This window comes from Sulfuricella denitrificans skB26, assembly GCF_000297055.2.
GTDB classification, from domain to species: domain Bacteria; phylum Pseudomonadota; class Gammaproteobacteria; order Burkholderiales; family Sulfuricellaceae; genus Sulfuricella; species Sulfuricella denitrificans.
On the sequence record NC_022357.1, the window covers coordinates 2,596,953 to 2,623,582 of the forward strand.

Annotated in this window: 25 protein-coding genes; 6 read left to right on the forward strand and 19 right to left on the reverse strand. The window is 56.9% G+C overall.

The window, feature by feature from the left end; all coding sequences use genetic code 11:
• Positions 1-11: 11 nt before the first annotated feature.
• From SCD_RS12570 to SCD_RS16215, 11 genes are all read right to left on the reverse strand, one after another.
• Positions 12-680, reverse strand: a complete 669-nt coding sequence (locus SCD_RS12570; RefSeq protein ID WP_009207697.1) for an energy transducer TonB — start codon at positions 678-680, stop codon at positions 12-14.
• Between the two features lie 31 nt (positions 681-711).
• Positions 712-1,380, reverse strand: a complete 669-nt coding sequence (locus tag SCD_RS12575; RefSeq protein ID WP_009207696.1) for a sulfite exporter TauE/SafE family protein — start codon at positions 1,378-1,380, stop codon at positions 712-714.
• Positions 1,373-2,428: a 4Fe-4S binding protein gene (locus SCD_RS12580; protein ID WP_232504407.1), complete on the reverse strand. Its 1,056-nt coding sequence runs from the start codon at positions 2,426-2,428 to the stop codon at positions 1,373-1,375. Before SCD_RS12580 ends, SCD_RS12575 begins: the two co-directional genes overlap by 8 nt.
• Positions 2,425-3,321: a hypothetical protein gene (locus tag SCD_RS12585; protein WP_009207694.1), complete on the reverse strand. Its 897-nt coding sequence runs from the start codon at positions 3,319-3,321 to the stop codon at positions 2,425-2,427. Before SCD_RS12585 ends, SCD_RS12580 begins: the two co-directional genes overlap by 4 nt.
• A 24-nt stretch (positions 3,322-3,345) precedes the next feature.
• Entirely contained in the window at positions 3,346-5,613 is a 2,268-nt protein-coding gene (locus tag SCD_RS12590; protein ID WP_009207693.1) for a TonB-dependent receptor, read from the reverse strand.
• Between the two features lie 104 nt (positions 5,614-5,717).
• Positions 5,718-5,930: a hypothetical protein gene (locus SCD_RS16485; protein ID WP_148290784.1), complete on the reverse strand. Its 213-nt coding sequence runs from the start codon at positions 5,928-5,930 to the stop codon at positions 5,718-5,720.
• Positions 5,900-6,385 carry a TlpA family protein disulfide reductase gene (locus SCD_RS12595; RefSeq protein WP_009207692.1) on the reverse strand — a complete coding sequence of 162 codons (486 nt, stop codon included), beginning with the start codon at positions 6,383-6,385 and terminating at the stop codon, positions 5,900-5,902. The genes SCD_RS16485 and SCD_RS12595 overlap by 31 nt, the downstream gene beginning before the upstream one ends.
• A complete protein-coding gene (locus SCD_RS12600; RefSeq protein WP_009207691.1) occupies positions 6,385-7,614 on the reverse strand; it encodes a sialidase family protein in 1,230 nt (409 codons plus the stop codon). The genes SCD_RS12595 and SCD_RS12600 overlap by 1 nt, the downstream gene beginning before the upstream one ends.
• A 13-nt stretch (positions 7,615-7,627) precedes the next feature.
• Positions 7,628-9,931: a TonB-dependent receptor gene (locus tag SCD_RS12605; protein WP_009207690.1), complete on the reverse strand. Its 2,304-nt coding sequence runs from the start codon at positions 9,929-9,931 to the stop codon at positions 7,628-7,630.
• A 210-nt stretch (positions 9,932-10,141) separates the two neighbouring features.
• Entirely contained in the window at positions 10,142-11,140 is a 999-nt protein-coding gene (locus tag SCD_RS12610; RefSeq protein ID WP_009207689.1) for a transporter, read from the reverse strand.
• Positions 11,141-11,377: 237 nt separating this feature from the next.
• The gene (locus SCD_RS16215) at positions 11,378-11,767 is read right to left on the reverse strand and encodes a DUF2946 domain-containing protein (RefSeq protein ID WP_084607531.1); all 390 of its coding nucleotides are present in this window, start codon (positions 11,765-11,767) and stop codon (positions 11,378-11,380) included.
• A 227-nt stretch (positions 11,768-11,994) separates the two neighbouring features.
• Here SCD_RS16215 and SCD_RS12615 point away from each other — a divergent pair, with 227 nt between their 5' ends.
• A complete protein-coding gene (locus SCD_RS12615; RefSeq protein WP_009207688.1) occupies positions 11,995-12,966 on the forward strand; it encodes a sigma-54 interaction domain-containing protein in 972 nt (323 codons plus the stop codon).
• 59 nt (positions 12,967-13,025) lie between these two features.
• Here the strand turns inward: SCD_RS12615 and SCD_RS12620 are convergent, their stop codons facing one another.
• From SCD_RS12620 to SCD_RS12650, 7 genes are read right to left on the reverse strand one after another with little or no spacing between them, the layout of a single operon-like run.
• Positions 13,026-13,451, reverse strand: coding sequence for a ferritin-like domain-containing protein (locus SCD_RS12620; RefSeq protein WP_009207687.1), 426 nt, complete (start codon positions 13,449-13,451; stop codon positions 13,026-13,028).
• 41 nt (positions 13,452-13,492) lie between these two features.
• Positions 13,493-14,098 carry an SAM-dependent methyltransferase gene (locus SCD_RS12625; RefSeq protein ID WP_009207686.1) on the reverse strand — a complete coding sequence of 202 codons (606 nt, stop codon included), beginning with the start codon at positions 14,096-14,098 and terminating at the stop codon, positions 13,493-13,495.
• The gene (locus SCD_RS12630; protein ID WP_009207685.1) at positions 14,095-14,835 is read right to left on the reverse strand and encodes a DsbC family protein; all 741 of its coding nucleotides are present in this window, start codon (positions 14,833-14,835) and stop codon (positions 14,095-14,097) included. The genes SCD_RS12625 and SCD_RS12630 overlap by 4 nt, the downstream gene beginning before the upstream one ends.
• Before the next feature lie 29 nt (positions 14,836-14,864).
• Positions 14,865-16,094: a UbiH/UbiF family hydroxylase gene (locus tag SCD_RS12635; RefSeq protein ID WP_009207684.1), complete on the reverse strand. Its 1,230-nt coding sequence runs from the start codon at positions 16,092-16,094 to the stop codon at positions 14,865-14,867.
• A complete protein-coding gene (gene pepP, locus SCD_RS12640; protein ID WP_041673496.1) occupies positions 16,091-17,398 on the reverse strand; it encodes a Xaa-Pro aminopeptidase in 1,308 nt (435 codons plus the stop codon). Before pepP ends, SCD_RS12635 begins: the two co-directional genes overlap by 4 nt.
• Before the next feature lie 3 nt (positions 17,399-17,401).
• Complete coding sequence (gene murU, locus SCD_RS12645; RefSeq protein WP_009207682.1) at positions 17,402-18,091, reverse strand: N-acetylmuramate alpha-1-phosphate uridylyltransferase MurU; 690 nt, start codon at positions 18,089-18,091, stop codon at positions 17,402-17,404.
• Positions 18,088-19,161, reverse strand: a complete 1,074-nt coding sequence (locus SCD_RS12650; RefSeq protein ID WP_009207681.1) for an aminoglycoside phosphotransferase family protein — start codon at positions 19,159-19,161, stop codon at positions 18,088-18,090. Before SCD_RS12650 ends, murU begins: the two co-directional genes overlap by 4 nt.
• A gap of 300 nt (positions 19,162-19,461) precedes the next feature.
• Between SCD_RS12650 and lptD the strand changes: the two genes are divergently transcribed.
• From lptD to SCD_RS12675, 5 genes are all read left to right on the forward strand, one after another.
• Entirely contained in the window at positions 19,462-22,074 is a 2,613-nt protein-coding gene (gene lptD / locus SCD_RS12655) for an LPS-assembly protein LptD (RefSeq protein WP_009207680.1), read from the forward strand.
• Positions 22,046-23,377 (forward strand): peptidylprolyl isomerase, encoded by a 1,332-nt coding sequence (locus SCD_RS12660; protein WP_009207679.1) that lies wholly within the window; start codon positions 22,046-22,048, stop codon positions 23,375-23,377. Before lptD ends, SCD_RS12660 begins: the two co-directional genes overlap by 29 nt.
• Positions 23,378-23,434: 57 nt before the next feature.
• Positions 23,435-24,460, forward strand: coding sequence for a 4-hydroxythreonine-4-phosphate dehydrogenase PdxA (pdxA, locus tag SCD_RS12665; protein WP_009207678.1), 1,026 nt, complete (start codon positions 23,435-23,437; stop codon positions 24,458-24,460).
• Positions 24,457-25,227, forward strand: coding sequence for a 16S rRNA (adenine(1518)-N(6)/adenine(1519)-N(6))-dimethyltransferase RsmA (rsmA, locus tag SCD_RS12670; protein WP_009207677.1), 771 nt, complete (start codon positions 24,457-24,459; stop codon positions 25,225-25,227). The genes pdxA and rsmA overlap by 4 nt, the downstream gene beginning before the upstream one ends.
• A gap of 119 nt (positions 25,228-25,346) precedes the next feature.
• A complete protein-coding gene (locus tag SCD_RS12675; protein ID WP_009207676.1) occupies positions 25,347-26,135 on the forward strand; it encodes a hypothetical protein in 789 nt (262 codons plus the stop codon).
• 89 nt (positions 26,136-26,224) lie between these two features.
• On the opposite strand, the gene gloA is transcribed toward SCD_RS12675, so the two are convergent.
• Positions 26,225-26,602, reverse strand: coding sequence for a lactoylglutathione lyase (gene gloA, locus SCD_RS12680; protein ID WP_009207675.1), 378 nt, complete (start codon positions 26,600-26,602; stop codon positions 26,225-26,227).
• Between the last annotated feature and the right edge of the window lie 28 nt (positions 26,603-26,630).

A 26,630-nucleotide genomic window follows, 5' to 3' on the forward strand; every position in this document is an offset into this window, starting at 1 on the left:
ATATCCTGTTTTCAATTATTTTCGAGTTTGAACGTAATCGGCACCTCGACCCAGGCAACAACCGCCTGGCTGCCTCGTTTGGCGGGCATGAAGCGCCACTTCTTTACAGCTTCCAGCGCGGCATGATCGAGCATTTCATGACCGCTGGTTTTTTTCAGCTCGGCACGTTGACACTCGCCACCAGCCGAAATTTCGGCGCGCACCAACACCGTTCCCTCAATGCCGCGCCGCCTCGCCGCTAGCGGATAGGCTGGCGGCGGGTTGCTGAGATAGGCGGCATTATAGCGTGGCAACTCCAGCACCGGCTCGGGCGCAGGCGCCGCCGGGGGGGATGGAGCCGGCGGAGATGGCTGCGCTATCGCCACCGGCGCCTGCTGTAGCGCGTGTTCCACTACCGGCTGCATCACCGGAACCGGTGTCGGTGCCGAAACCGCTTTCTTCACAACCGGTTTCGGCTGCCGCTCCACTTTGGGTGGCGGGGGCTGCAGCGGTACCACTTTCGGTTCCGTGGGGGCAGGCGGGGCGATCAGCGAAACCTGCACCACCGGCAGGGGCCGAGGCGGAATGAGCTCGCTCTTGAAATGAGTGTATCCCCACCATACCGTCGCATGCAGGAGAACGACCAGACCGAACGAGGGTAGCCAACGCGGCCACTCCCGGTCGGATTCGACTTGCATCATTGCGTATTCCAAATACGATCCAAAATGGCGCCTAGAATAACATAATCAAACGGCGCAACCCGATCGCGATCAATACAACTGCCGCTCCCCAGCGCAGCCATTTGCCCAGCCACTGCCGCCCCTCTCGCAGATTGCGTCCGAACAAGCTCAGCAGGGGCACAATCACCAGCAGCGGGGTGAGTGCCGCGCCCAAACCGAAAGACAGGCCGTAGCCCACGCCGGATAGTGTGCCGCCGGACAGCGCGCACACCGCCAGGAGAGAGGCCAGCGGCGCGCACGGCGTCAGGCTCAAAGAAAATCCGAGCAGGAAAGGCGGGGTACCCGCCCCCCGTTGCGCCGCGCCGCACGCCGTCTTGCGCCGTGACGGCAACAGCAGCCAGACGCCGGCACCCAGGCTGGCCATGCCGATAAAGGCATTGCCCACGCCACTGCTCAGGGCGTGGGTAAGCCACACCCCGAGCGCCCCGGCCAGACCGCCGAGCAGGCTATAAGCCGTTACCCGACCGAGCACGAAGATACCGGTATCGAGAAGCGCCTCGCGGTTGCTGCCACCGCGCCCCAGCACCCAGGTGCCCATGAACGGCAGACAGGTGACGGTGCAGGCGGTCAGCCCCATGGAAACGCCCAGCAGCCAGACCGAGAACAGGCTGATAGTCTCCGGCAGAGGCGCTGCGCCGCCAGGCATGATGACATCAAGCACGCTCAGCCTCCTGACCGGATTTGCGCGGCGCGGCAACTATCTTGACCGTGCCGTCCGGCATTTCGCCCTTCATGCGCAGCTTGTAATACTCACGGCTGGAACCGAACAGCGTCAGAGGCCCCCATTTCATCTGGATCACACCGTCATCCGGGCAGAACTCGACGCAACGGCCACACAGAGTGCAATCCTCGTGGAATGCCTTGGTGCCATGCTCGCGAGCGATCTCGTGGATGTCCATCGGGCAAGCCTTGGCGCAGATGCCGCATTTGTCGCATTTGTCGTGCTGTTTTTTCACCAGCCGCATCGGCGACAAACGCTGGAAAGTGGCGTTGAACGACAGCATCGGGCAGATACGGCAGAATGGCTGACGCACCGCCAACGCCGCCACCAGCATGAAACCGAACAAAGTGTTGGCTATGGCGCCGAAAGCAAAATCCAGGGTGCTGCCGGTGCGGATCGCCATCTGTTCGGTATTGGCGGTCAGCAAAGTGGTGGCGAGGCGCGACGGGCAAACCTGGCAGTATGCATCGCCGGTGGCATGGGGAGTCACGCCCAGCCCAGCCAGCAGGGGCAGCGCCAGCACCAACACAATCAGCATCAGCCACTTCACCGGCCTCACCTTGCTTACGCTGCCGTTCTCGAAGCGGCGCAGGGGCAGGTTGAGCCGCCGCCCAAGCTTGTTGATCAGCTCCTGGATCGTGCCGAGCGGACAAATCCAGCCGCAAAATGCCTTGTTGAGCACCACGAAGAAGGTGAAGAAAGTGAGCAGAGTGAACAACAGCGGCAACACCATCTGAAAGGTGAACTGCTGGGCCTTGATCAGCGCTTCGCCGACACGGTGGTGCAATTGGTGCTGGGTAGGGATCAGCACGCAATAAGAGCCGTTCTGCTGGTCGAAGGCACAGGATAGCGCGGGGAGCGCATTGGAAATTTTTTCCGCCATATAGAAGCCGACCACATTGGAACCGTAGACGGTCAACAGCAGCATGAAAATCTGGATGAACAACCGGAAACGGCCTAGTGTGGGAAAAATCGATTTAAACATCATGCCTCCTTCGCGCAATTTTTGTTAGCGGCTTTCTTGCGGCGCAGCAGCGGCGCGGCGAGCAGCATGCCGAACACGCCAAAACCGGCGCCCGCCATCAAGCTCTTGCCGGTGATGGCGTCGGGCGAATAGGCATAGTTGAAAGCGGTCAAATAATGCTTGCCACCTTCGTCATGCTCCACGGCCAGCACGAATTTGCCTTTACGCGGACCCATGTGCTGATCATGCGTCTTGGCGGGGTCGACCGGCTTGAAATCCAACGGGAACAGCACCGTCACCCACCCTTGCGCGTCGCTGGTGAAGGCCGTTTTGGTACCGAACTCGGTCTCCATCTTCAGCTCATTGTTAGCCAGCGGTTGGCCATTGAAGCGCAGCAGGAACTGCCATTTATCGCTTTCACGGTAGGAACCGTGCTCGCGCGGCAGGGGTTGGGGAACAATCTCCAGCTCGTATTTCTGCTTCAGCAGCAATGCGGTCGGCGCCGCGCCAGGATTACCGAAAAAGTAGGCAGTGGAAGCTACCGTCACTTTCCCTTCCGTCTCCTCGCGCGCACTCACCCAGTGGTAGTTGCCGATCTTGGGCATCACCGCCTCGATCCGGGTTCCCTCTGGAGTGACCGGAAACTGGCGGCGCAGACGGTCATCCGGCCCCTCGGCGGCGAACACCTCCAGCTCGGCGGACTGAAGGTTCTTTACCGCCAGCTTCGCCACCGCACGGTCGCCACCTCTGCCCATCATCGGCGTGATCAGCGGGTACTTGGTCCACTCCCGCGTCTGCCATTTGCCTTGGCCGGCAGCGGCAACCGCCGGGTTTCCGGCTGGCCTTCCATCCGCCACGGCAGAGGCGCAGGTCAGCATCAGGGTTGCCGACAGGATCAGGTTGATTGGTCTTTGCATGAATGCTCTCCTGTTCCTGGTTGCTTAAAAGGTTGCCGATACGCCGGCATACCAGGTGCGCGGCCGGCCTACCACGATGGAAAGGTCGTTGGCGTTGTATATGTTGTCGTATGCCCCGGTAATGTAATTGGCCTGGTCGTTGGTGCCGCGTGCAGTGACCCAGTACTTACGGTCAAACAGGTTGTCTACTCGTGCGAACAAGGACCACTTGGCACTCAGGAACCCTTTTTCCCTGATATCGTAGTTGGCCAGCAAGTTGAACAGCGTGCGGCCAGGCAGTTTTTCCTGGTTGATCTCATCCGCCCAGGCCCAGGACTTGGTATCCATTTCCAGGCCGAGGTGGAACTGGCTGGAGGGTTGCCAGTGACCAGTCAGATTGACCTGATTAGAAGGCACCCGCGGCACCGTCTTGCCGGTATTATTGAAGTGCACCATGGTAGGATTGGTTGCATAAATACTGCCGAGCACCTGGTAGAAGTTATCGTATTTGGTGAAGTAGGCATCGATGTAGCTGTACGCCAGATCGAAGGCATATTCACGCTTCCGGTCGCTCTTCAGAGCCAGCTCGAAGCCACGGTTGCGTACACCGCCGATGTTATCGTACATCTCCTGAATCGTTGGGCTCGATCCGGCATACTGGCCGGTGGTGGCCATGATGTAGTCCTTGCGGTCGATCTGGAATATCGAAGCATCCGCATCCATTTCAATGCCGAACCATTCGGTCTTGGTACGCAGGCCAAACTCAAGGTTGAGCGATTCCTCAGGTCTCAGATTTTCGTTGTTTGCCGTTTTGCCGCTTGACGGGGAAATCGAGCCACGATAAAGCTGGTCGACGGTCGGCGTGCGGAAGCCGGTGGAAAGATTGCCATAGACGTCCATGTTGCTTTTAAGCGCATAATTCGCCCCAGCCCGCCAAGAACTGTTCTGAAACGATTTAGAACGGTTAATCGCGACATAGCCGTTGTCTTTACCCGGCTTGGCGGAATAATCCAGTCCCAGTTCATCGTAACGCCCGTTGAAAGTCAGTGTCCAGTCGGTGGCCGGCCTGAACTTGACCTCACCATAAGCACCGTTGACCGACTCGTCGGTACTGTCATCCGTCATGATGGTGCCAGCCGTCACTGAAGCGCCTGGCGCGCAGGCCGCACCCTGCTTGCGGCTGCAATAATCCACCCCGGCCTTGTTCAACTGCTGATATTCATTGCGGCGCAAATCCAGCCCGGCCAGCCAGCCGACATTGCCGGTCGAGGAACGCCACTCGCCCTTGGCGCCGCGTTGTACCTGTTGCCAGTTGTTGAGAGTAGTGTAGGCATCGTAGTAACCTGGGTCACTAGGCAACACGCTGGTTCCGTTGGTATAGAGCGACTGGGGTGCCGACAGGAAATTCGTGCGGTCTCGGTATTCGTAGCCCATCAGGAGAATATTGCTCCTGGGATCGTAATTATTGGAATAGGTCAGATTGAGCTTCTGCAGATCGACAGCATACTTGCGGGTATAGTCACGCCCGAGCACACCTTGTGGGTCCAATTCGGCCTGAGTCACCCCTTTTACCGAACCGTGCTTATCCTTGCTACGGTCTGATTTTTCGAAGCCGAAAGTCAGATCACTGGTATCGGATAGATAAAGATTGAAATTGCCATTGAGATAATCCGTCTTGTATGACGACTGGAAATAATAGTCATCGCCGTAGCGGTGCGAGGCCTGGATGTGACCGTTGCCTTTCTCACCAGAGAATCCCACTCGCGCCATCTGTTTCTCGTAACCCCACGAACCGGCTTCCATGCTTACAGTTGCACCGGCATACTTGGCGCCACGCTTGGTGGTAATGATCACCGCGCCGGAAAGCGCGTCTTCGCCGAACAGGTAGGAGGCACCCCCCTTGATTACCTTGATCGATTCAATGTTGTCGAGGTCAATATTGACCTTGCCGGTGCGTTCGAACACCGGCACACCATCGATCACGATCGCCACACCCGGCTTCTCGCCCATATAGCGCTGGTTTTCAATGCCTCGTAGCTTGATCTTGATCTCGTCGCCACTGGACAAGTCAGCCGTCACCCCAGGGATGGAGCGCAACACCTGGATGACGTTCTCGATGTGAGCATCATCTACCTCCTTACCGCTGATCACGCTGATACTCGACGGCTCGTCGCGCTTGAATTCAAATCGGTCGTCGATAGTAGTGGAAGTCACCACCACCTCCTTCATGGTTTGAGCGGTATCCTGGCCAACTTCGGCGCTCCAGGCACTACCCGTCATACCGGCGCAAATTCCCACGATTAACCACTGCAATAAATAATTCCTTTGTTTCATCTTCAACTACTCCCCTTTGACAATGTGTAAATTTGCGACACCCAGATATCGGGATGTTCTTATCTTCAATTTAGACAGGGGATTTACTCAGCAACCTTCATGCCATCAACGCATGCTTTGAAAAACAACAGGTTGATGCAGATCAATGCGGTGCCATTTGGCGCAGTTGCGTGAGTTGACACAACCGGCCAAATTGCCGGATGAAGTTGAAGTGCAAAAAAAAACGCCGGATATTCGGCGGTGAGGCGGGGAGAAATTAATGACGTTAGCGACGAGTGTAGTATTTCTTCAGCCATTGCTCTAACTGCAAGCCATCGAGCTTGCCGCTGAAAGCCAAGGTCTTGTGGGAAGGATCGTAAAGATAAGTGCGTGGCAGTTCGCCATGCCATTTGGGGTCGATCTCGAAGCGCAGGCGTTCCGCAAAAGGGTCGGCAAAAACCCAGGCTTGCGCCCCTCCGAGCCCGGATTGCCGCAGCGTAGTACCGATTTCTTCGCCCTCTTCCGGCGTATCGGTAGCAACCAGTACCAGATCAAGATCGGGATGCTTTTTTACCAGGCTGGACAGCAAGGCGAGATCTTCCCGGCAATGGGTGCAGGTCAGCGACCACATACCCAGGATGAATGGCTTGCCCTGCCGGGCTGCGGTAATTTCCTTCATGCTACCGGCGACAAAGGGCTTGAGATCTTGTGCCGCCGCGGGAAGGGTCAGCATCGACAGCACAGCCATTGCCAAACATAGGTGTCGCCGCATCACAGCTCCATCCCGATCAGTCGGAAGCCTTCCTTGGCGGTGTTCCACGACAAATAGGGCTGAGTGCCGTCGGCTATCAGCAGGGGGTGATCCGAAGCGCCGGCGGTCGCGGCAATCTGGCGCGGCAACGACCACGACTTGCCGCCATCGCTGGAGGACATTCCTCTGATGACCGAGTTCTGTCCATCGAATTCTTTCCAGACTACATGCACCGACTTGCCGAAGCTCAGCACATATGGATGGCCGGCCTGCGCATCGTAATTGCCGAAATTCAGCGGCACGGAAAAAGTCTTGCCCTGGTCAGTGGAGTAGGCATAAAACAGCCCATGCCTCTCAGGCGCATTGTCGAACCAGGCGAAATGATAGACACCATCGGATGCGATAGACAGCGCGCCACCGTGATGCGGGCAAGCATCCACTTCCCAGCGGTCGTGGCTGACGCGGATCGGCGAAGACTTGCCATCCAGCCGCAGCATGGCATGGTCGCGCTCGTTCTTGCCGTACACATGGCGCCAGAAAACCACCGGCGTACCATCGGCATCCAGCGCCATTGCTACGCGGCAGCACTCGCAGGAATGGTCGGCGGCCTTGGCATTGGTATGAAAGTTTGCGCCGCCATCGTCGGACACCGCGTAATAAACGCCTACCCCGGTATATTTCTCGCCTTTCCTGATGGCAGCGCTCAAATCGCGTTTATCCAGCCAGGCGAGAAAAACCTGCCCCCGGTCGTTCACTTCCAGCGCCTCGAACCGATGGCTGATTATTTCCCGGTTGTCGTTGACGGTGAGCGGCGCGTAGAACGTCTTGCCGCCATCCAGCGAACGGCTGAAGCGGATATCGCCGGTCATCGGCTTTTCCAGCGCCTGAGTATAGGAAATGTAGATGACCCCTTTTCTGACGAGTATCTTGGGGCGATTTTCGCCATCCGCGGCGATGTTCTCCGCCTCGGCATTGACCTTGACTGGCTGGCCCCACGATTTTCCGCTATCGCCGGAAAAATCCACCGAAACATACCCGTCCCGCACCGATGCCCGCCACAGCCCCCCCTTCTCGTCGAACGCGACGGAAACCGCGAGCGACGGCTTGGCCAGCATCGCTTTCCACATTTTTTCCCTGTCCTGAAGAGAAGATGGCGCACCATGCTCTGCGTGGGCGGTCTGGTCTGCGGCCTGAACCCACCCCGCCAGGTTCATCACGGCAACCAGCAGGCCAAATGCGATTTTGTTCATTCCCGCCATCCCATCAGTAATCAAATTTCAAATTTGCAAACACGGTGCGCTGCGGATAGGGGTGGGCGACATAGGCCTTGTAGTTGCCGATGTTGTCTACGCCAAGAGATGTGCTCCACTGTTTCGCGACCTTGTAAACAACTTTGGCATCAGCCACCAAAAACGAGCTGGCCCCTCCATAGGTGCTGGGATTGATGTCGCTGTTATCCAGGAGGTTGTACTGACGGCCGCTGTAACGGGCCGCCAAACTGTAGGAGAGTCGATCGGACGCATGGTAGATACCGGCCAGCGTTGCCCGCCAGTCCGGGATGCGCGGCTGAACCATGCCGACGTAGGCCGGGTGCTGGGTGTCCTGCAGAATCTTCGAATTGGTATAAGTGACGCTGCCGGAAAGATCAAAGCCGCGTATCCACAAATCGCTAAGCTGCAGTGCGGTTTCGATGCCGTAGGTGCGAATCTTGTCGACATTCTGGATGCTTGTGATGTTAGGCGACACTGTCGTATCGGTTTGTGAAACGAGCGCATCCTGCTTGTCTTCCTGGAACAGCGAAACACGCCACAGTCCATTTTGCAGCGCCCTCTCTGCCGTGAGTTCCCCGGAGACGACCTGCTCCGGTTTCAGGTTTGGATCGTTCGTCTTTATACCTCCGGGCCCGGTGAAAGTCTGGAACATCTCGCTGACGGTCGGGAAGCGAACCGCCTTGCCAAGTGATCCCCGCAAAGCCCAGTTTGTCGATGCCTGGAAGGAGAGTGAAACCTTGGGCGAAAAGGCCGTGTCTGTCCGGTCAGCATAGTTCAGTTGCTTGTAGGGGTTGGGGTTGGCAGAATTGTAGTTACTCCCGTCAAATGCCTTCCAGTATTCCTGGCGACCGCCTACGACCAACTGCCAGTCGGGCGCAAAGCGCCAGGCATCCTGAAGGTACAGCCCCTGGGTCTCCGTCCTTCCCTTCGAATTCGAGCTCAAAGCCCCCGCGGCACCGGTAAGCCAATCCGTAGCGACAGTATAGGTATTGGAGTTTAATTCATAGCGATCAATGTGATAACCAAAGCTTACCTGGTGCTTGCTCTTCAGGTCACCATCGGGGCGCCACTCGCCGCGCAGGTCGAGAGTCTGCCAGCCGGTGCCGTCCATCAAGGTAACTTGTCCGCCCTGGCGGATAGCCCCAGTGCCCAAATCCACCCCATTGTTTGCAGTGTAGTTTGCCGTGCGGGAAATATCCTTGTTGTAGTCGTAAGCGCTGACGGCCGCTTCCCAATCCCATTCGCCTCGTGTATTGGATTTTACCGAAAACCCCTGCATCCAGTGCTCGCTTTCAGCGTGGCCCGGACTCAAGCTGGCCGTCTTGTAATTAGTTCCGTCGATTTTGACGTTCCCGTTGTAAACCGTGTTCCCGAGTGCGTCCTTCAGGTAGCTGTCGACACTGGTATCCGAGTTGTTCTGCCAGACCCCCAAAGTGTAAGTGGCACGCACAGTCGGAGAGAAATCATAAGCCAGCTTGAACTTGCCGTTGTCCTGCACGGTATGGTCGATGCTGTAACCACCAGTAATCACCCGCACCGCACCCGTCGGATCGGTGTCTCTATACGCGCCGGTGACGGTCATAGTGCCGCCCCCCCCTGCGGTGGCGGTACCGAAACTCATCGGGTGTCCATGCGTATCGATATGATCCCCGCTAATCCAGATAGACCAGTCACCAATTTTATTGCCAATGGATGCGCTGGCATGCGCGCCATCATAATTTTCGTTTGTACCGTAGAGGTTGAAACTTTCCCGGAAAACCTGCAGATTCGCGTGGGCTTCGAATCTCTCCGGCATCCGGGTCGTCATCTGAACCACGCCGCCCATCGAGTTGCCGGGATAAAGAACAGAGAACGGGCCGTAGATGATATCGACCCGTTCGATTTCCTCCGGCGATACCATGCCCCAGCGCGGCGGGTAGCTGTAGCTGTTACCAAGAAAATTCGAGAGCAGCAGGTTGTCCGCATAGACGATGGATTGCGCGCTGGAAATGGTGCCGGTCGTCCGCGTCGAAACGATGCCGTTGCGGTCGCCGATGTAGCGCTCGCGAACAACGATGCTCGGCAGGTATTTGATCACCTCGGCAGAGGTCACCGCATTGATACTTTCTGCGATCTGTTTTGCCGTCACACCCTCGGTCGTTGCCGGCAAATTGGCCGGAACAGCCGGTTTATCGCCCTTGATGACCATCTCTTGCAATTGCGTATCGGATTTCTGATCCACATCGACACACCACCCCGAACCCGCCATGCTGGCACACACCCCAACCACCAACCCCCGCAACGCCTTGTCGTTCATTTTCAGCTTCGCTCCCTCGTTTTTAATTTTGTCAAAAATCGTTTTCAGGCGACAAAAGGCCGCCTTAACATCAAAGGTTGATCTATGACAATTTTCATGCCAATGATAAGTCATTGTTATCTCGCACAGCACGCAACCAAGTCGAGATCGAGACATTTCTTTTACAGCTTAGGCAAGTGCGACCAGATCTTCCCGACAGCGCGTACAAGCTTAGAACCGGTGGCCGACCCCCACCGCCAGAGACCACGGTGCAGTCAGCTGCCCGGATGCCGGATCAGCCGGGTCGGTATTTGCGTACTGTTTCAGGGCCGCTTGCACGAATCCATATAATTGAGTTTGCGGAGTTATCGCATAGCTGAGGCCAGGACTTAAGTTCCACGAGTAGCCGCCCGATGCCACGTTGGAGTAGCCTCCCGAGTCTCGCTCCCGATGTTGCGCATTCAGCTGGAGCAAGGCGTTAAGTGCAGGCGTTATCGCATAGTGAGCTCCAAGATCGAAACTTAGCTCTCTCCCCGGTCGATAATTATCACGGGAGGCAATTGCAGTCTGTACCTGACCACTGGCAAACCAGCCCCAATTGGTGCCCGGCAGATTACGGAAATGGTAGGCGCCAAGAATGGCATCAGTACTGCCGGTTCCTGGCTGGCTGGAACGCTCCAGCGCATAAGGAACAGTCGGATTGTTAGCCGGATCGGACGGTGTCATGGTTTTGTTGATAGCGCCAGTGGGCAATTTAAGACCGAACCGTATCCCGCTCCCCGAATTCAGGTTTCCCAGATCAAATTTGTATTTTCCGATTACCCGAATATCGCCCAACTCGGTAAATTTTGCTTGTTGTTCGAATGGGGTGGTGACGGATGAATCGAAGGTATGGGTGTGGTCACGCTTGACCAGCGGGACGCCAAGCGCGATATTCCAGCGCGAATTGATCGTGTAGTCTGCATCGAGGTTGAGCACCTGATTAACGGTGCGCTTGTCTTCGATTTCCGCATCACTACCACTCGGCGTATCTGGCGTGATTTTTGACGACCTGGCACGCCACTGATCAGCCTTTGCATACGAATAGCGCATGTCGACACGCAACCCCTCGTAACTGGAAAGACCTTGTGTATCCCAGCTAGTGTTCACAGAACAGAAGGCCGACCCGCAAGAGGCATTTGCATTCGCTGCGATCATTGCGATGACGGCTGAGAGTAGATAGCGTTTCATAGATACCCCATTTTTATACTTATTCATTTTCGACTTCGCTCTGAAAAATATTCTGTCCAGACGCCACAACTGCGGCATATGCTTGGGCCAGCCGATAAGACGGCTGACCGCTGGATAGTAGACATAGCTGCTTGAGTTTATTCTCGAAACCGGCGTGAATATTGTACTTCAAAGAACCGACATGCCAAGTCGCACGACGACACGGCTGGCTGGCACAGAAGTGCTATAAGGTGAGGATCAGGAACGAACGGGGGGCTCTTGTTTTAGCGAGGCAATCCAAAGGGATTGTGGGTCATGGACAGGTGCCCATGCTGCCATAACTGATGGCAAGAAAACCGAAATAAAAATGGGTGGCGGGCTATCTGCTGTCTGAAAAACAACAGTGGCATGATCAGGAGACAGGCAGAACGGACAATGTTTAGCTGTTGGGACGGAAGAAGGGGAATGCCGCGTATCTCCGCTAGTTGTGGATATGGCGATTTTTTTGAGGCCGAACGAGGAGCACATTTCCACCACGACCACCCCTTTTCCAGCCGCTATGGCATAGGTCACCGTGGCGGCTAGGGCATTGAACACCATGGCGAACAGCGCAAGAATGACAAAGCGACGAAGGGTTTGAAAACGCATAGCTTTGCATTATGCGTATATTTCATACTGATTTCAAATTGCAGTGATCCGCAAAAATAATGATGGATTAAATCCTAAAGGGCAGATCTGTCTCACCAACCTTTGTTGATGGTTAAAGCTACTGGCTGGCAGAATATTTAGGGTAGCGGGACTTCCGACTCTCTAAAATCAATTGACTCACAAATCGGATATTGACGTATGAAATCAGTATTCTTATACTATGCCTCATGGATGCTTTCTCTCTTATCGGCCACTCACCCATCTTCCGCCAATTGTTGAATACGGCACAGCTGGTTGCCGCCACCCGAGCGACCGTGTTGATCAGCGGAGAATCGGGCAGTGGCAAGGAAAATCTGGCGCGCTTCCTGCACACTCACAGCCCCTTGGCAAGCCGGCCCTTCATTGCGGTCAACTGCGCCAACCTTCCGGAAAACCTGGTGGAGTCGGAGCTATTCGGCCACCGCCGCGGCGCTTTCAGCAACGCCGTTGTCGACCGTGATGGCTTGGTGCGGGCAGCCCACAACGGCACATTATTCCTCGACGAGATCGGCGAACTGCCGCTAACGGCGCAGGCCAAAATGTTGCGCTTCCTGGAAAACGGCGAAATCCTGCCGCTGGGTTACGATCAGCCGATCAAGGCCAACGTCCGCGTGATTGCCGCAACCAACTGCGACCTGGAAAAAATGGTAAAGATCGGCCGCTTCCGCGCCGACCTGTTTTACCGTTTGCAGGTGGTGCCGATGGAGGTGCCGCCGCTGCGCGAACGCGCGGGCGACATTAGCTTGCTGATAGAGCACTTTGTTGAAATGGCGGCACAGCAGCACAGTCTCAGTGCAGTTTCCTTCGGCCCGGAAGCCATGAAAGTGCTCAAGGCTTACACTTGGCCCGGCAACGTGCGCGAGTTGAAAAACCTGTGCGAGCGCCTGACGATATTGTGCAATTTCCAACGTGGTTCCCTCGGCGTGGAAAACCTGCCTCTCAACATCCGCGGTGGTCAGCGCGTTGCCACATCCAGCCCTGCGGCTGCCCCGCTCAATCTGGAGCAGACCGAGCGCGATCTCATCCTGCAAGCCCTGGAACAGACCAGAGGCAACCGCACCCGGGCTGCCAAGCTGCTGGGCATCAGTCGCTACACCCTGCTTTACCGGATAAAGAAATACTTTGGCGCCGAAGAATCCGGCCTTGTTGGCGAAGCGTAAACAGACCGCTTCCTAAATAAAACGGCTCCTTGTAGGAGCCGTTTTATTGTTGAATTACTCTATTTCGACTTGATTACCGTCAGCAGGTCACGCTTGTGTTCTTCCTCCTGGATCAGGATATCCTCGAGCACCCGGCGCAAACCATACTCCTTGAGCGCCTCGGCCTGGGCAATCCGTTCTTTGTAGCGATTGATGGCATTGTCCTCGCCTTTTAGATCCTGCTTCAACATCGCCAAGCTGTCGCTGTCGGTTTCGCGCTTTTCCACGTCCACCGTGGGCACCCCACCAAGAAAATCAATCTGGTCGGACAGCATGACGGCATGCATCATCTCCTCCTGGGAGTGAATGATCAATTCCTTCTGGATCGACTCATACTGTGCACCGGTGATCGCGGAAGCATGCTGAACGTACTGTACCGCCGCGGCGTATTCCCATTCCAGATCTTTGTTGAGTTCCTCGAGCAGTTTCTTCTTCGTAATTTTCATGTCCGACCCTCCTTTAGAATGAATCTAAATTCAATATAGCCTTAAAAACCCTTGCGTGCCACCAAGTCCACCAGCGCCGATAAGCCGCAGTGGCCATCCCCTTCGCAAATTTCGTCGTCATGTTCGGCGAGATGAAGAATTTCCATGGAAGAAAATTCCTCGCGCAGGGTTTCTGCCGTGTACAGATTTTCTACGCTGGAAGGTCCGCCGGTCTGGTATTCCAGTTGTTTTGGCCGGTAGCCCTGCAGGATCAGCAAACCGCCCGGCTTGAGAGCGCGTAGCATCAGTTCATTCAGGATGCGTCGCTGTTCAGGGCCAACAAACTGGGTGAAAATCGCCACAACAGCATCAAAGCGGTTTTCACCCCAGTTCCAGGTAAACAGGTCACTGATTTCGTGGCGCACTGTCACCCCGTATTGCCCCGCCAGTCGTTGCGCCTTTTCTACTGCCACCGGGGAAAAATCCACCGCCGTCACATCCAGTCCCTGCCGGGCAAGCCAGACGCCGTTACGCCCCTCGCCATCGGCCACGGCCAGAACGGTTTGCCCTGGCTTGAACCGATGAAGCTGCGAGACCAGAAAAGCGTTGGGGTCGCTACCGTAGAAAAATGTGTCCCCGCTATAACGCTGGTTCCATATCTCTTTCAATTCTGTGGCCTTTCCCCGTTAAGCAGCTTTTCCAGATTAGCAGCTGGAATCATACCGGGAACACGCATCCCGTCGGCGAAGATGATCGTAGGCGTGCCATTGACCTTGAGCTTGCGGCCCAGCTCGGCGATTTTCGCCAAGGGATTTTCACACTTGCCACCCGCCTGCGGCACGGTTCCCTTCTGAATCAAATCTTCCCACGCCTTGACGCGATCAGGCGCACACCATACCGCCTTGGCCTTGTCTCCGGCCTGAGGGTGGAGACTGGCGATCGGATAGAGGAAAGTATAAATCGTCACATCGGTGACCTTTTCCAGTTCAGCATCGAGCTTCTTGCAATACGGGCAATCCGGGTCAGAGAACACCGCCAGTTTGCGCTTGCCGTTACCCTTCACTTGCTTGATCGCCGATTCCAACGGCAACGTATCGAATTTCACCCGCATCAAATCGCGAATCCGTTCTTCTGTCACATTACGCTGGGTCTTGGCGTCGATCAAGTTGCCGACAAGAATGAAACTGGCGGTTTTGTCGGTGTAGAAAACCTGGCTTCCCTCCATGACAGCCTCATACAGGCCACCGAATTGGGTTTTTTGCAGGCTATCGATCTTGATATCTGGAAACCTCTTCTCGATGGCGGCCTTCACCCCCACCTCATCCGCACCCAGCTTGGTATCAGCCAGTGCCGCGCCGGCAAAGAAAAAACCCGACACCAGGAAAACCAAAAATTTTGAACGCATTACAATTTCCTTCAAGGTAAAAAATTTAATTAGTTGAGATGCCGCCCCACCGCATGTTGCACCAGGCCGTTTTTCAGCCAGGGCAAGCTGCCGGTAATGGAAAGACCCAGATTGCGCGCCAGCTTCAGTGCCGGGTTGCGATTGTTGAACAACTTTTGCAGCCCGTCGGTCACCATCTGCATCGCCAGAATGTCCGCCTTACGCGCCCGCTCATAGCGACGCAGCAGGAAATAATCACCGCAGTCCGGCTGAGGGCCACGATCCTTCAGCACTTTCGCCAGCTCCCGCGCATCCTGAAAACCCAGGTTGACACCCTGTCCCGCAAGCGGATGAACATTGTGAGCGGCATCTCCGATCAGTGCCACTCGAGGTTTGACCAAGTGTTCCAGATGCAGCAAGCGCAGCGGAAACGCGGCAGGCTTGCTGAGCAGTTTCAATTCACCCAGGGCGCTGAGGCTCGCCTCCTGCACCTGCTGGCAGAACGCATCCGGCTGCAGCGCCATCAGCTCGGCCGCACGCTCCTCGAACGCTGTCCAGACGATAGAAATACGATGGCGCTCCGGGGTCGTATCCCCAGAGGGGCCCTTGCTCTGCCCTTCGCGGTCGCCCGGCAAAGGCAGGAAGGCCAGCACGCCGTCGCCACGGAACCACTCCCAGGCAGCATCGCCATGGGGCAGCTCGGTTTCGAAGTTGGCAATCACCCCCATCTGGCGGTAGGGTGCAGGTTCGGCATCCATGCCAGCCTGCGAACGCACCCAGGAGTCCCGCCCATCCGCGCCGACCATCAGCGGAGCACGCAATTCGCGGCCATCTTCCAGGCGCAGCACGGCGATTTCTTCCTGCAAACTCATGCTGGCGCAGCGTGCCGGGCAGAACAACTCGAGGTTTTCCTGCCGCTGCAGCGCCTGCCACAGACCGTACTGCATATGGCGCACTTCCGCAATCACCGCCAATTCGGACAGCCCGGATTGATGGGCGTCGAAATCCAGGTTGGACTTCCCGTCATCGCCGTAAATGTGCATGCCCAGCACCGGGGCAATGCGGGCGGCATCGAACTGCTGCCAGGCCCCGCTTTCGCTGAGGAACTCGATACTGCCCGGACTGATGGCGTAGACCCGGCTGGTCCACTCCGGCGCTGGAGCAGTCGGCGCCACGCCTTCCACCAGCGCCAGCTTCAGCCCGCTGTCCTTCATCGCCTGTGCGAACGACGCGCCAACCAACCCAGCACCCACAATGATGACGTCGAATTCGTCGCTCATATAGCCTCCGCCATGACTGCTTCAATTTCAGCCACTGTTTTTGGGGCTGCCGTCGTCAATACTTCGCAACCCTGCGCTGTCACCAGTACATCATCTTCGATGCGGATACCGATATTCCACAGATGCTCAGGCACGCCCTCGCCGGGCCGGATATAGCAACCAGGCTCGACAGTCAACACCATGCCTGCTTCCAGCTTGCGCCACTCTCCGCTTTTCTTGTAGTCGCCCACGTCATGCACATCCATCCCCAGCCAGTGGCCAGTCTTATGCATGTAGAAGCGCTTGTAATCGCCCGATTCCAGCAGCCCGTCCACGCTTCCCGTAAACAGGCCAAGGTCTATCATGCCCTGCACCAGCACCTTGAGGGCAGCCTGATGCGGATCATCCCAGCTGGCACCGATTTTCACGGCACCGATTGCCGCTGCCTGTGCCGCCAGCACCATTTCGTACACGTCTTTTTGCGCAGCGCTGTAGCACCCGTTGACCGGAAAAGTACGAGTGATATCGGCGGCATAGCCATCCAGTTCGCAGCCGGCATCGATCAGCAGCAGATCACCATCCCTGAGTCCGGCACTATTATCCACATAATGCAGCACACAGGCATTGGCGCCTCCCGCCACGATGGATGAATACGCCGGTGCCTGCGCGCCTTGGCGACGAAAATCATGCAGCAATTCCGCTTCAATTTCGTATTCGTGCCGCCCCGGTCGAACCTGCTGCATGGCACGGCGATGCGCGGCGGTGGAAATTTCGGCAGCGCGGCGCATGGTGGCGATTTCCTCAGGACATTTGATCAGCCGCATTTCGTCCAGCGGCACGCGCACGTCCCTGATTGCGGACGGTGCCGCAATGCCGTTGCGCACCTCGGCCCGTACCGCGTTAAGCCAGCCCACCGCCCGCGCATCCCAGACGCTGTCGGCACCGAGATGGAAATGCAGGCTGGGCTGGTCGGCGAGCAGCTTGGTCATCATCTCGTCCAACTGACCAATCGGATAAGCCTCGTCGAAACCGAAAGTCTCGCGCGCCGCCTCAGGACCATAGCGAAATCCGTCCCAGACTTCGCGCTCGGGGTTTTTCTCACGACAGAACAGGATGCTTTTGGGTGCAGCTCCGGCGACCAAAACCAGCACAGCATCAGGTTCACCAAAGCCAGTAAGGTAATAAAAATAGCTGTCGAATCGATAAGGATAACTGCTATCCCGATTACGGGAGCGCTCAGGCGCAGTGGGGATCACCGCCACGCCATCCTGCATCTGATCGACCAGCCGGCGGCGGCGCTGAGTGTATAGCTGGTAATTCATCATGTCCTATTCAGAGTGCGCTTCCCGCCCGGAGTTCCGCAGCAAGCCATCCAGCGCATGGAGCCGCTGCGGCGTACCGATATCCAGCCACAAGCCGTGGTAATGCTCACCGCCGACCCGACCTGCAGCCATCTGTTCGCGCAGCAGCGGTGCGAGCCTGGCTTTCGTCCCACGAGCAATAGCCGAAAATAATTCAGTGCGGTAGATTCCTATCCCGCTGAATGTGAGTTTGTGCTCGCCATCATCCAGCACCTTGCCCTGCCTTAATGCAAAATCCCCATCGGGGTGGTGATCGGGATTATCCACCAGTACCAGCCAGGCCGAAAACTCACCCAGTTCACGCGGCAGGTCGGTGAAGTCATAGTCGCAGAAAATATCGCCGTTGACCACCAGGAAGGGTTCCGGCCCCAGCAACGGCATGGCGTTGGTGATGCCGCCAGCGGTCTCCAGCGCTTCAATCTCGGGAGAATAGCAAATACTCACCCCGAAACGACTGCCATCACCGAGGGCCGCCTCGAGCTTTTCGCCGAGGTGGGCGTGGTTAATGATCAGCTCCGTGAAACCGGCCCGCGCCAGTTTTTCGATGTGCCAGATGATCAGCGGTTTGCCCCCCGCCTCCAACAAAGGTTTAGGCGTGAGATCGGTGAGCGGACGCATGCGCTCGCCGCGCCCGGCGGCGAGGATCATAGCTTTCATTGCGAGTCCTGAGTCCTGAGTGCGGAGTCCTGAGAAAAAAACGTCGCGCAACGATTCGCCGGACTCAGAACTTTTAACTCAGGACTCAGGACTTTCTTTTTTTCTTCCAGCTCGTCCAGCAGCTTCAGCAGCGGGCCCAACTCGCGGTAGCGCTCGCACACCTTGCGCAAGTAAGCCATCACCAACGGCATGTCTTTCAGGTAATTCTCCTTGCCATCGCGATGGCAAAGCCGGGCGAAGATGCCTAGCACTTTGATATGGCGCTGCACGCCCATCCATTCAAAATCGCGGTAAAACTCGGCAAAGTCGCGCGACACCGGCAGCCCCGCTTTCTTCGCCTTTTCCCAATAGCGTATCGTCCAGTCCAGCACCCGCTCCTCCTCCCAGTGGACATAGGCATCCTTGAACAGGGAAACCAGGTCGTAAGTAATCGGCCCGTATACCGCATCCTGAAAATCCAGAATGCCCGGCTCGTCGCCGTCTACCATCAGATTGCGGGAATGGTAGTCACGGTGCACGAAGACCTTGGGCTGAGACAGGTTATTCTGAAGGATCTGGGTCAAAGCCCCACCCAGCGTTTCCGCCTGGGCATGAGTCAATTCAATCTGCAAGTGCTTGCTCACGTACCAATCCGGGAACAACCGCATTTCGCGCAGCAACAATGCTTCATTGTAATCCGGCAGCACAGCCGGACGACTGGCCAGCTGAATATTGATCAGCGCTCCGGCAGCAGCAGCATATAATGTATCCGCTGCCGCCTCGGCCTGATTCAGCGCATCCAGATAAGTCGTACTGCCCAGGTCGGTCAGCAACAAAAAGCCCTGCTGCAAATCCTGCGCCAGAATGTGCGGCACGCGGACGCCCGCATCCCGCAACAGTTCCGCCACATGAATGAACGGCCGACAATCCTCGAATTCCGGTGGTGCATCCATCACGATCAGCGAGCAATCCGGCAGGCTCACCCGAAAGTAACGACGGAAACTGGCATCGGCCGACGCTGGGGCTAGCGTATAAGATGCGCCAGGAAATTGTGGCTTCAGCCAGTTTTCAAGTAATTCAAGACGGTCCATTTAATCTCGCATTGCGTAAAAGCCTAATTTGTGCGATTTTATCACCGATAACGGCCTAGCTCGGATGTTTCATAAATTCGCGTGATGATTGCGCAGGATTTTGTTTTGTAGGGGGATTTTGTGAAAGAGCGGCGTAGTTATTCATACGCCCGACTGAACAAAATTTCCATACGAAACAAAAGACCAGCGAGGGCGCGCGTCAATTTATGAAATATCCGGGCTAGATAATAACGAGCGCACAAGATGGCCTCGATCCGCGTCCATTTGGCGCTGAGCGAGGCTGTTGCCATATTGTAGAACATGAAAAAACCTTTCCGCGAACAGCCACTACCGCGTATGGCCGGATTATTCCATGGCTTCCGCCCTACACCGCTGGCATTCGCCCTGTTCTGGCTGTTCCCTGCCGCATCGCAGGCCGCATTGGGCCTGCCATCACTCCAGATTGACCCCGTTCTGCTGCAGCCCGCTCCCAAGGCAATACCGGCACCAAAACGTGGCCCCGTTACCGCACAGCCCGCCACCGTTCCCGAGGCAGCAAGACCCGTGCCCCCTGCTGCTGAAACTCTGGCAGCCCCCATAACGACACCAACCCAAACAAAGCGGGTCAGCCGGGAAGATGGGGGTACAACCCAAGCCACCCCGAAACCTGTTGCCATACCGGCCGAATCTGAAGTGGCTGCAGCACCGGCAACACCTGCCCAGGTAACGGAAGATATCCCGCTATCGCTCAAGCCAAGCCGGAGCCTGACATTGAATCCACCGTCAGGCACGTCTTCCACGCCGGTTTTCATCGGCGGAATGCGCATCCAGGGCCATCATGACATCGAGACAGAAGTCATCGGCGAAGCGGAGTTGCGCCAATGGGGCCAAGTCATCAGCGCCGATCTGCTGCGCTACAACAAACCCGAAGACGAAGTTTTCGCCCAGGGTAATGTACGCATCGAACAGAAGGGCGACATCACCGAAGGACCCGAACTTAAACTCAAACTGGCAAGCAAGGAAGGTTACCTGAAGCAGCCGGCATTCCAACTGACCGAGCAAAAGCCGGCGGGGCGCGGCGACGCGAGCATACTGTTGTTCGAGGGAGAAAACCAATACCGGATGGAGGATGCGCGTTACACGACCTGCCAGGCCGGTTCTGATGACTGGTACCTCCACGCCAGCGACCTCGAGATTAACCGCACTACTCAGGTAGGAACGGCAAGCCACGCTTACATCGACTTCATGAGCGTGCCTATTCTCTACACGCCATGGATGAATTTCTCACTCAACAGCGAGCGAAAATCCGGCTTGCTCAGCCCTAGCTATGGCAGCACCGTCAATAGTGGCGCGGAGTTTTCCCTGCCCTATTACTGGAATATCGCACCTAACCGTGACGCCACCATCACGCCCCGATTCATGACCAAACGCGGCATGCAACTGAAGAGCGAACTGCGCTACCTGGATCCAAAATACGCCGGGACTGCAAACCTGGAAATCCTGCCCAACGATCAACTGGCCAACCAGGATCGCAGCTTCCTGTCTCTGAAGCATAATCACAATCTGGGCAACGGCTGGACGGGGATGCTGAACCTGGAGAGAGCCTCCGACGACAATTATTTCAGGGATCTGAGCACCAACATCGGCGTCACCTCGCAAATCAACTTGCTGCGTGACGGCATGCTTTCCAATGTGGGCGCCTATGGAAACATGAACTGGAATTTCTCGGCGCGCTCGCAGAGCTTCCAGACCCTGCAGGATCCGTTAGCGCCGATCGTCACCCCTTACCGCCGCACCCAGGTGCTGTTGAACGGAACCCGAGTAGCCCAATGGAGCGGAAACAACCTGGGTCCGGGAGCAATCCTGGCGCTCAACAGCGAGTTGGTCAATTTCTCTCACCCCACCCTGCTTGGCGCCAGGCGATTCAGCCTGTACCCCAGTGTCAGCCTGCCGCTGACCCCGCTGTACGGCTATATCACCCCGAAGATCGGTTTGCACAGCACCAGCTACAGCTTCGACAACAGCATCACTACACAGCCCGACATTAACCGTACTCTGCCAATTTTCAGTGTCGACAGCGGCCTGTATTTCGAGCGCGATATCAACCTGTTCGGCTCGGATTACCAGCAGACGCTGGAGCCCCGACTGTATTATGTTCGCGCTCCTTACCGCGACCAGAGCCAGATTCCGGTATTCGATTCAGGTGACATCGGATTCGGCATTCCCCAGATATTCTCGGAAAACCGCTTCGCCGGGGTCGACCGGATCAGCGATGCCAACCAGGTCACGCTGGGCGTCACCTCGCGCTTCTTCGAGGAAACCGGCATCGAGCGCCTGCGCGGCACACTCGCTCAACGCTACTACCTGAGCCTGCCCCAAGTCACGTTACCCGGGGGAATCCCTCCCGCCAGAAAGTATTCCGATCTGCTAGCCTCCGTTGGCGGCCGGATCACGAATGCACTGACTCTAGACAGCTTATGGCAGTACGACCCCGAGTTGAAACAAACCGGCAACTTTTCGCTCACCGGCCGCTATCTGCCCGCACCGGGCAAGATCCTCAATGTCAGTTACCGCTATACTCCGGCCACCCTCATCGCCCCGATAGGCATCAAGCAGATCGACACCTCCGCGCAGTGGCCTCTGACCGGACGCTGGAGTGGGTTGGCCCGATGGAACCATTCAATACTGGATAGCAAGAATCTGGAAACCCTGGCCGGTCTCGAATACAATGCAGGTTGCTGGGCGTTCCGGGCGGTCGTGCACAGCTTCACCACCACTACTTCGCAACGCAGCGACTCCATCTTCTTCCAGCTGGAGCTAAACGGAATCGGCTCTATTGGCTCGAATCCTTTAGATGTGCTCAAACGCAATATTTATGGCTATACCCAAACCACCCAAATCTCCAATGAAAACAACATCACCGAATCCCGTTAACCATCTCCTGGCAATCCTGCTCGTTTTTTTCCTGGCTACGGCTCACGCCGCCGGGAACGACCCTGCGCGACCCTCGACCCCAGTTCAGCTGGTCGGACGCATCGTCGCCGTGGTCAACAATGAAGTCATCACCCAGTTCGAGCTCGAGGACCGGATGCGGACCGTCACTCAACAGCTGAAAAAGCGGGGCACGCCTCTGCCGCCGCAGGAAGTGCTGGAAAAACAGATGCTGGAACGCATCATCACCGACCGGGTGCAATTGCAATTCGCCAAGGAAACCGGCATACGTGTCGACGATCTTCAACTCGACAAAACGCTGCAGCGCATTGCCCAGGAAAACAACATGACCGTGGAAGCCTTCCGTGGTGCCCTGGAGAAGGACGGCGTCAGCTTCGCCAAATTTCGCGAGGAAATCCGAGACGAAATCATTCTCGGTCGCCTGCGCGAACGCGAAGTGGAAAACCGCATCACCGTCAGCGACGGTGAAGTTGAGAATTTCCTCAGCACCCACGCAGCTCAGAGCGGCGGGGAAGAGGAGTTCAATCTGGCGCACATTCTGGTCCGCGTACCGGAACAAGCCAGCCCGGAACAGATTCAGGGCAAACGCGCACATGCCGAGAAGGCATTGGCAGAGCTGAAAACCATGGACTTTGCCCAAGTGGCGGCAAGCTATTCGGATGCACCTGACGCCCTGCAGGGTGGCGTACTTGGCTGGAGAGCCGCCAGCCGCCTGCCAGCCCTGTTCCTGGAAACAGTCAATGGCCTGAAACCGGGGGAAACCAGCGCCGTGCTGCGCAGCCCGAACGGATTTCACATTCTCAAACTGCTCGACACGCGCAACAAGGGGGGAGCACTGATCATACAAAAAACCCATGCGCGCCACATTTTGATCAAGACCAGCGAAATCACCTCGGAAACCGACGCCAAGAACCGCATGATCCAGCTCAAGGAGCGCATTGACAACGGCGCCGACTTTGCCGAACTGGCGCGCCTCCACTCCGAGGATGGCTCCGCCTCGAAAGGCGGCGACCTCGGCTGGCTTTCTCCTGGCGAAACTGTACCCGAATTCGAACGTGCTATGGATGGCCTCAAACCGGGGGAAACCAGCGCACCGGTCAAATCGCCTTTCGGCTGGCACCTGATCCAGGTGCTGGAGCGCCGTTCAGAAGATGTCAGCAAAGAACGGCAGACCCTCATGGCGCGCCAGGAAATCCGTGCCCGCAAGGCCGACGAAGCCTACGAAAACTGGCTGCGTCAGCTGCGCGACCAGGCTTTCGTCGAATACCGGCTGGAAGACAAATGAAGACAAGTCCTGAGTTAAAAGTGCTGAGTCCTGAGTAAAAGCACGGGCTAGGCACTCATGACACTCAGCACTCAGGACTCAGCACTCAGGACTCCCATCATCGCCCTGACTGCAGGCGAGCCGGCGGGCATCGGCCCGGATTTGTGCGTGTTGTTGGCACAGCAGAAACCAGCCGGGTCACGCATCGTCGCCATCGCCAACCGCAGTCTGCTTGCCGAGCGCGCCGCACAGTTGGGACTGCCGCTCGAACTGGTGGATTTTTCTCCTGCCGCTGCCGCCCCTGACAGGGCTGGGGTGCTGGAAGTACTGCACCGCGACCTGTCTGAACCCGCCCTCGCCGGCAAGCTGAATCCGGCCAACAGTCGCTATGTGCTCGACACCTTAACCGCGGCGGCGCAAGGTTGCCTGGACGGAACCTTCGACGCCATGGTCACTGCCCCGGTGCACAAGGGTATCATCAACGATGCCGGCATCCCTTTCACTGGACATACCGAATTTTTGGCCGAGCTGACTGGCACCGCGCAAGTCGTGATGATGCTGGTCGGCGGTGGTTTGCGTGTGGCGCTGGCCACCACCCACCTGCCACTCAAGGAGGTTTCCGCCGCCATCACCCGGCAAAGCCTGGAACAAGTCATCCGCATCCTGCACCGCGACCTGAGGTCGCGCTTTGCGCTAGCAAACCCGCGCATCCTGGTCGCAGGGCTCAACCCCCACGCCGGCGAATCCGGCCACATGGGGCGCGAGGAAATCGACGTCATCGCTCCGGTATTGGAAACGCTGCGCGCAGAGGGCATGGACCTCGCCGGGCCGCTACCCGCCGACACCCTGTTCACCCGCTATCAACTGCAAGGCTCCGACTGCCAACTCGCCATGTACCACGACCAGGGGCTGCCGGTGCTGAAATTCGCCAGCTTCGGCGGCGGCGTCAACGTCACTCTGGGCATGCCTATCATCCGCACCTCGGTAGACCACGGCACCGCGCTAACGCTCGCCGGCACCGGGAAGATCGAGAGTGGCAGCCTCACGGCAGCGATTCAACTGGCGCTGGAAATGGCACGAAATCAGAAAGCAGACAGACCATGAGCGGCCACACCCCACGCAAACGCTTCGGCCAGAATTTCCTCACCGATCAGGGTGTCATTCAGGCCATCGTCAGCACCATCCATCCTCAGCCCGACGACGTCATGGTCGAAATCGGACCCGGCCTGGGCGCACTCACCGACCCGCTGCTGAAGACCCTGCCCCGCCTCCACGTGGTGGAAATCGACCGCGACATCATCGCCCGGCTGCAGAATAACTATCCGGCGTCAAAGCTGACGATCCATGCCGGCGACGCGCTGAAATTCGATTTTTCCGCTCTGGGCGAGCGCATTCGCGTAGTCGGCAACCTGCCCTACAACATCTCCACTCCGCTCCTGTTCCACCTCAGCGACTACGTCGGCAACATCATCGACATGCACTTCATGTTGCAGAAAGAAGTGGTGGAACGCATGGTGGCCGAACCCTCCACATCAGAATTCGGCAGGCTGTCGGTGATGCTGCAATACCGCTACGCCATGGAATTGATGTTCATCGTACCGCCGGATGCTTTCCAGCCTGCTCCCAAGGTTGAATCCGCCATCGTGCGCATGATTCCCCATGCGGTTCTGCCGCATCCAGCAAAAGATGAAGCCCTGTTCGCAGCCATCGTCACCGCCGCCTTCGGGCAGCGCCGCAAGGTCTTGCGCAATACGCTGAAAGCCTACCTGGATAGCGCAGGATTTGAGGCTCTGGGTATCGACCCAGGCTTGAGAGCGGAGAATCTGGGTGTGGCGGAATTTGTAAAGATTGCCAATTACTGCAAGAAGTAGCTACGGGTTAACTGTAGCTTTTTTTGTGCACTACGCGCAGATGACATTCCTGCGCGGGCAACTCAGACTGCCTGTTGATTTTATTCACCCGCATTAGCCAGAGATCGGTGTTAACGACTATGTTCGGCCTATTTCGCAGCAAGCCTTTGCTTGATGAAGGCAGCACAGAATGGTTATTCAACACCTATGCCTGGGCTCTCAGAAATTTGGGGAGCGAGGTCTTTCGTGAAAATGTCATTCTGGTCACCCCAAGCGACCACCATTTTCCGGATCAATCTTCAAGCACCGCGGAAGAAAAGGTCTCGACAGCCTTCGTGCGGGTAAGAGCCTATGCGGGCATGCAAGACTGGCCGTGCGAACTGACCGCACTCAGCTCCGATATGAACCCAGGCCGCCCGTTGGCTATATCCAGCGCTACGCCAAAAGATCCGCAGGGGGCTGTATCCATCAAGGAAGTCAGGCCGAGCATTCCCATTGCATTCGATCCCGGCATGATCAGAAAACCGATTGTACTTATCGCGGCATTTGCACAACAACTCGGATACCACCTAGGGAGAGCTGTTGAGGAGGAGTCACCCGGAGGAGAGGAACTTCGAGGACCCACATCGGATTTGCTGGCGGTGTTCATGGGTTTCGGATTATTCATGGCCAACAGCGCGTTGACAGTATCCAGAGGCGGGTGCTCAGGCTGCTGCACGTCCGCGCAAAAGCTGGGATACCTGACCGAGGATGAATTCGTTTATGCCCTGGCGATTTTTTGTGTACTGAAAAACATACCGAATACGGACGTCGAACTGCATCTGAAGAAAACACTGCGTCCGTTTTTCCGAAAGGCCGTCAAGGAAATAAACAAGACCGGGGGCGGAGACATCCAGCGGCTCAAAACTCTCGGAACCGCCACCCACTAAAATAGGGAGGTTGCGCTTCCGCCAACGGCAATTGTAGAGAGTAACGCTGCATGGACTGGCCCGGCATTTCCACCCCACCCAAACACGACCTAGCGCTCGATAAACTCAATCTTGTACCCATCCGGGTCTTCGACAAACGCAATCCACGTCGCTCCCCCATGCAACGCCGGACCGTACGTCACCTTGCCGCCCTTGGCCGCGACATCCTCGCAGGCCTTGCGGATGTCGCTCACCTGGATGGCGATGTGACCGTAGCCCGTCCCCAGCTCGTAGCTGGTCACTCCCCAGTTATAGGTGAGCTCGATTACCGCGCCCTCGGATTCCTCGCCGTAGCCGACAAAGGCCAGGGTGTATTTCCCTTCCGGATATTCCTTGCGCCGCAACAGCTTCATACCCAGCACATCGGTGTAGAAAGCGATGGACTTGTCCATATCGCCGACGCGGATCATGGTGTGCAGAATTCTCATGGTTTTCCTCCTAATTCCCTCTCTCCTA

Coding starts and splice junctions, on each gene's coding strand:
- SCD_RS12580 (WP_232504407.1), bottom strand. CDS start 2,428: ATGATGTTTAAATCGATTTTTCCCACACTAGGCCGTTTCCGGTTGTTC.
- murU (WP_009207682.1), bottom strand. CDS start 18,091: ATGAAAGCTATGATCCTCGCCGCCGGGCGCGGCGAGCGCATGCGTCCG.
- pdxA (WP_009207678.1), top strand. CDS start 23,435: ATGACACTCAGCACTCAGGACTCAGCACTCAGGACTCCCATCATCGCC.
- SCD_RS12605 (WP_009207690.1), bottom strand. CDS start 9,931: ATGAACGACAAGGCGTTGCGGGGGTTGGTGGTTGGGGTGTGTGCCAGC.
- SCD_RS12660 (WP_009207679.1), top strand. CDS start 22,046: ATGAAAACAACATCACCGAATCCCGTTAACCATCTCCTGGCAATCCTG.
- gloA (WP_009207675.1), bottom strand. CDS start 26,602: ATGAGAATTCTGCACACCATGATCCGCGTCGGCGATATGGACAAGTCC.
- SCD_RS12620 (WP_009207687.1), bottom strand. CDS start 13,451: ATGAAAATTACGAAGAAGAAACTGCTCGAGGAACTCAACAAAGATCTG.
- pepP (WP_041673496.1), bottom strand. CDS start 17,398: ATGATGAATTACCAGCTATACACTCAGCGCCGCCGCCGGCTGGTCGAT.
- SCD_RS12570 (WP_009207697.1), bottom strand. CDS start 680: ATGATGCAAGTCGAATCCGACCGGGAGTGGCCGCGTTGGCTACCCTCG.
- SCD_RS16485 (WP_148290784.1), bottom strand. CDS start 5,930: ATGGCTGAAGAAATACTACACTCGTCGCTAACGTCATTAATTTCTCCC.
- SCD_RS12675 (WP_009207676.1), top strand. CDS start 25,347: ATGTTCGGCCTATTTCGCAGCAAGCCTTTGCTTGATGAAGGCAGCACA.
- SCD_RS12595 (WP_009207692.1), bottom strand. CDS start 6,385: ATGCGGCGACACCTATGTTTGGCAATGGCTGTGCTGTCGATGCTGACC.
- SCD_RS12615 (WP_009207688.1), top strand. CDS start 11,995: ATGGATGCTTTCTCTCTTATCGGCCACTCACCCATCTTCCGCCAATTG.
- SCD_RS12585 (WP_009207694.1), bottom strand. CDS start 3,321: ATGCAAAGACCAATCAACCTGATCCTGTCGGCAACCCTGATGCTGACC.
- SCD_RS12650 (WP_009207681.1), bottom strand. CDS start 19,161: ATGGACCGTCTTGAATTACTTGAAAACTGGCTGAAGCCACAATTTCCT.
- lptD (WP_009207680.1), top strand. CDS start 19,462: ATGAAAAAACCTTTCCGCGAACAGCCACTACCGCGTATGGCCGGATTA.
- rsmA (WP_009207677.1), top strand. CDS start 24,457: ATGAGCGGCCACACCCCACGCAAACGCTTCGGCCAGAATTTCCTCACC.
- SCD_RS12635 (WP_009207684.1), bottom strand. CDS start 16,094: ATGAGCGACGAATTCGACGTCATCATTGTGGGTGCTGGGTTGGTTGGC.
- SCD_RS16215 (WP_084607531.1), bottom strand. CDS start 11,767: ATGCGTTTTCAAACCCTTCGTCGCTTTGTCATTCTTGCGCTGTTCGCC.
- SCD_RS12600 (WP_009207691.1), bottom strand. CDS start 7,614: ATGAACAAAATCGCATTTGGCCTGCTGGTTGCCGTGATGAACCTGGCG.
- SCD_RS12630 (WP_009207685.1), bottom strand. CDS start 14,835: ATGCGTTCAAAATTTTTGGTTTTCCTGGTGTCGGGTTTTTTCTTTGCC.
- SCD_RS12610 (WP_009207689.1), bottom strand. CDS start 11,140: ATGAAACGCTATCTACTCTCAGCCGTCATCGCAATGATCGCAGCGAAT.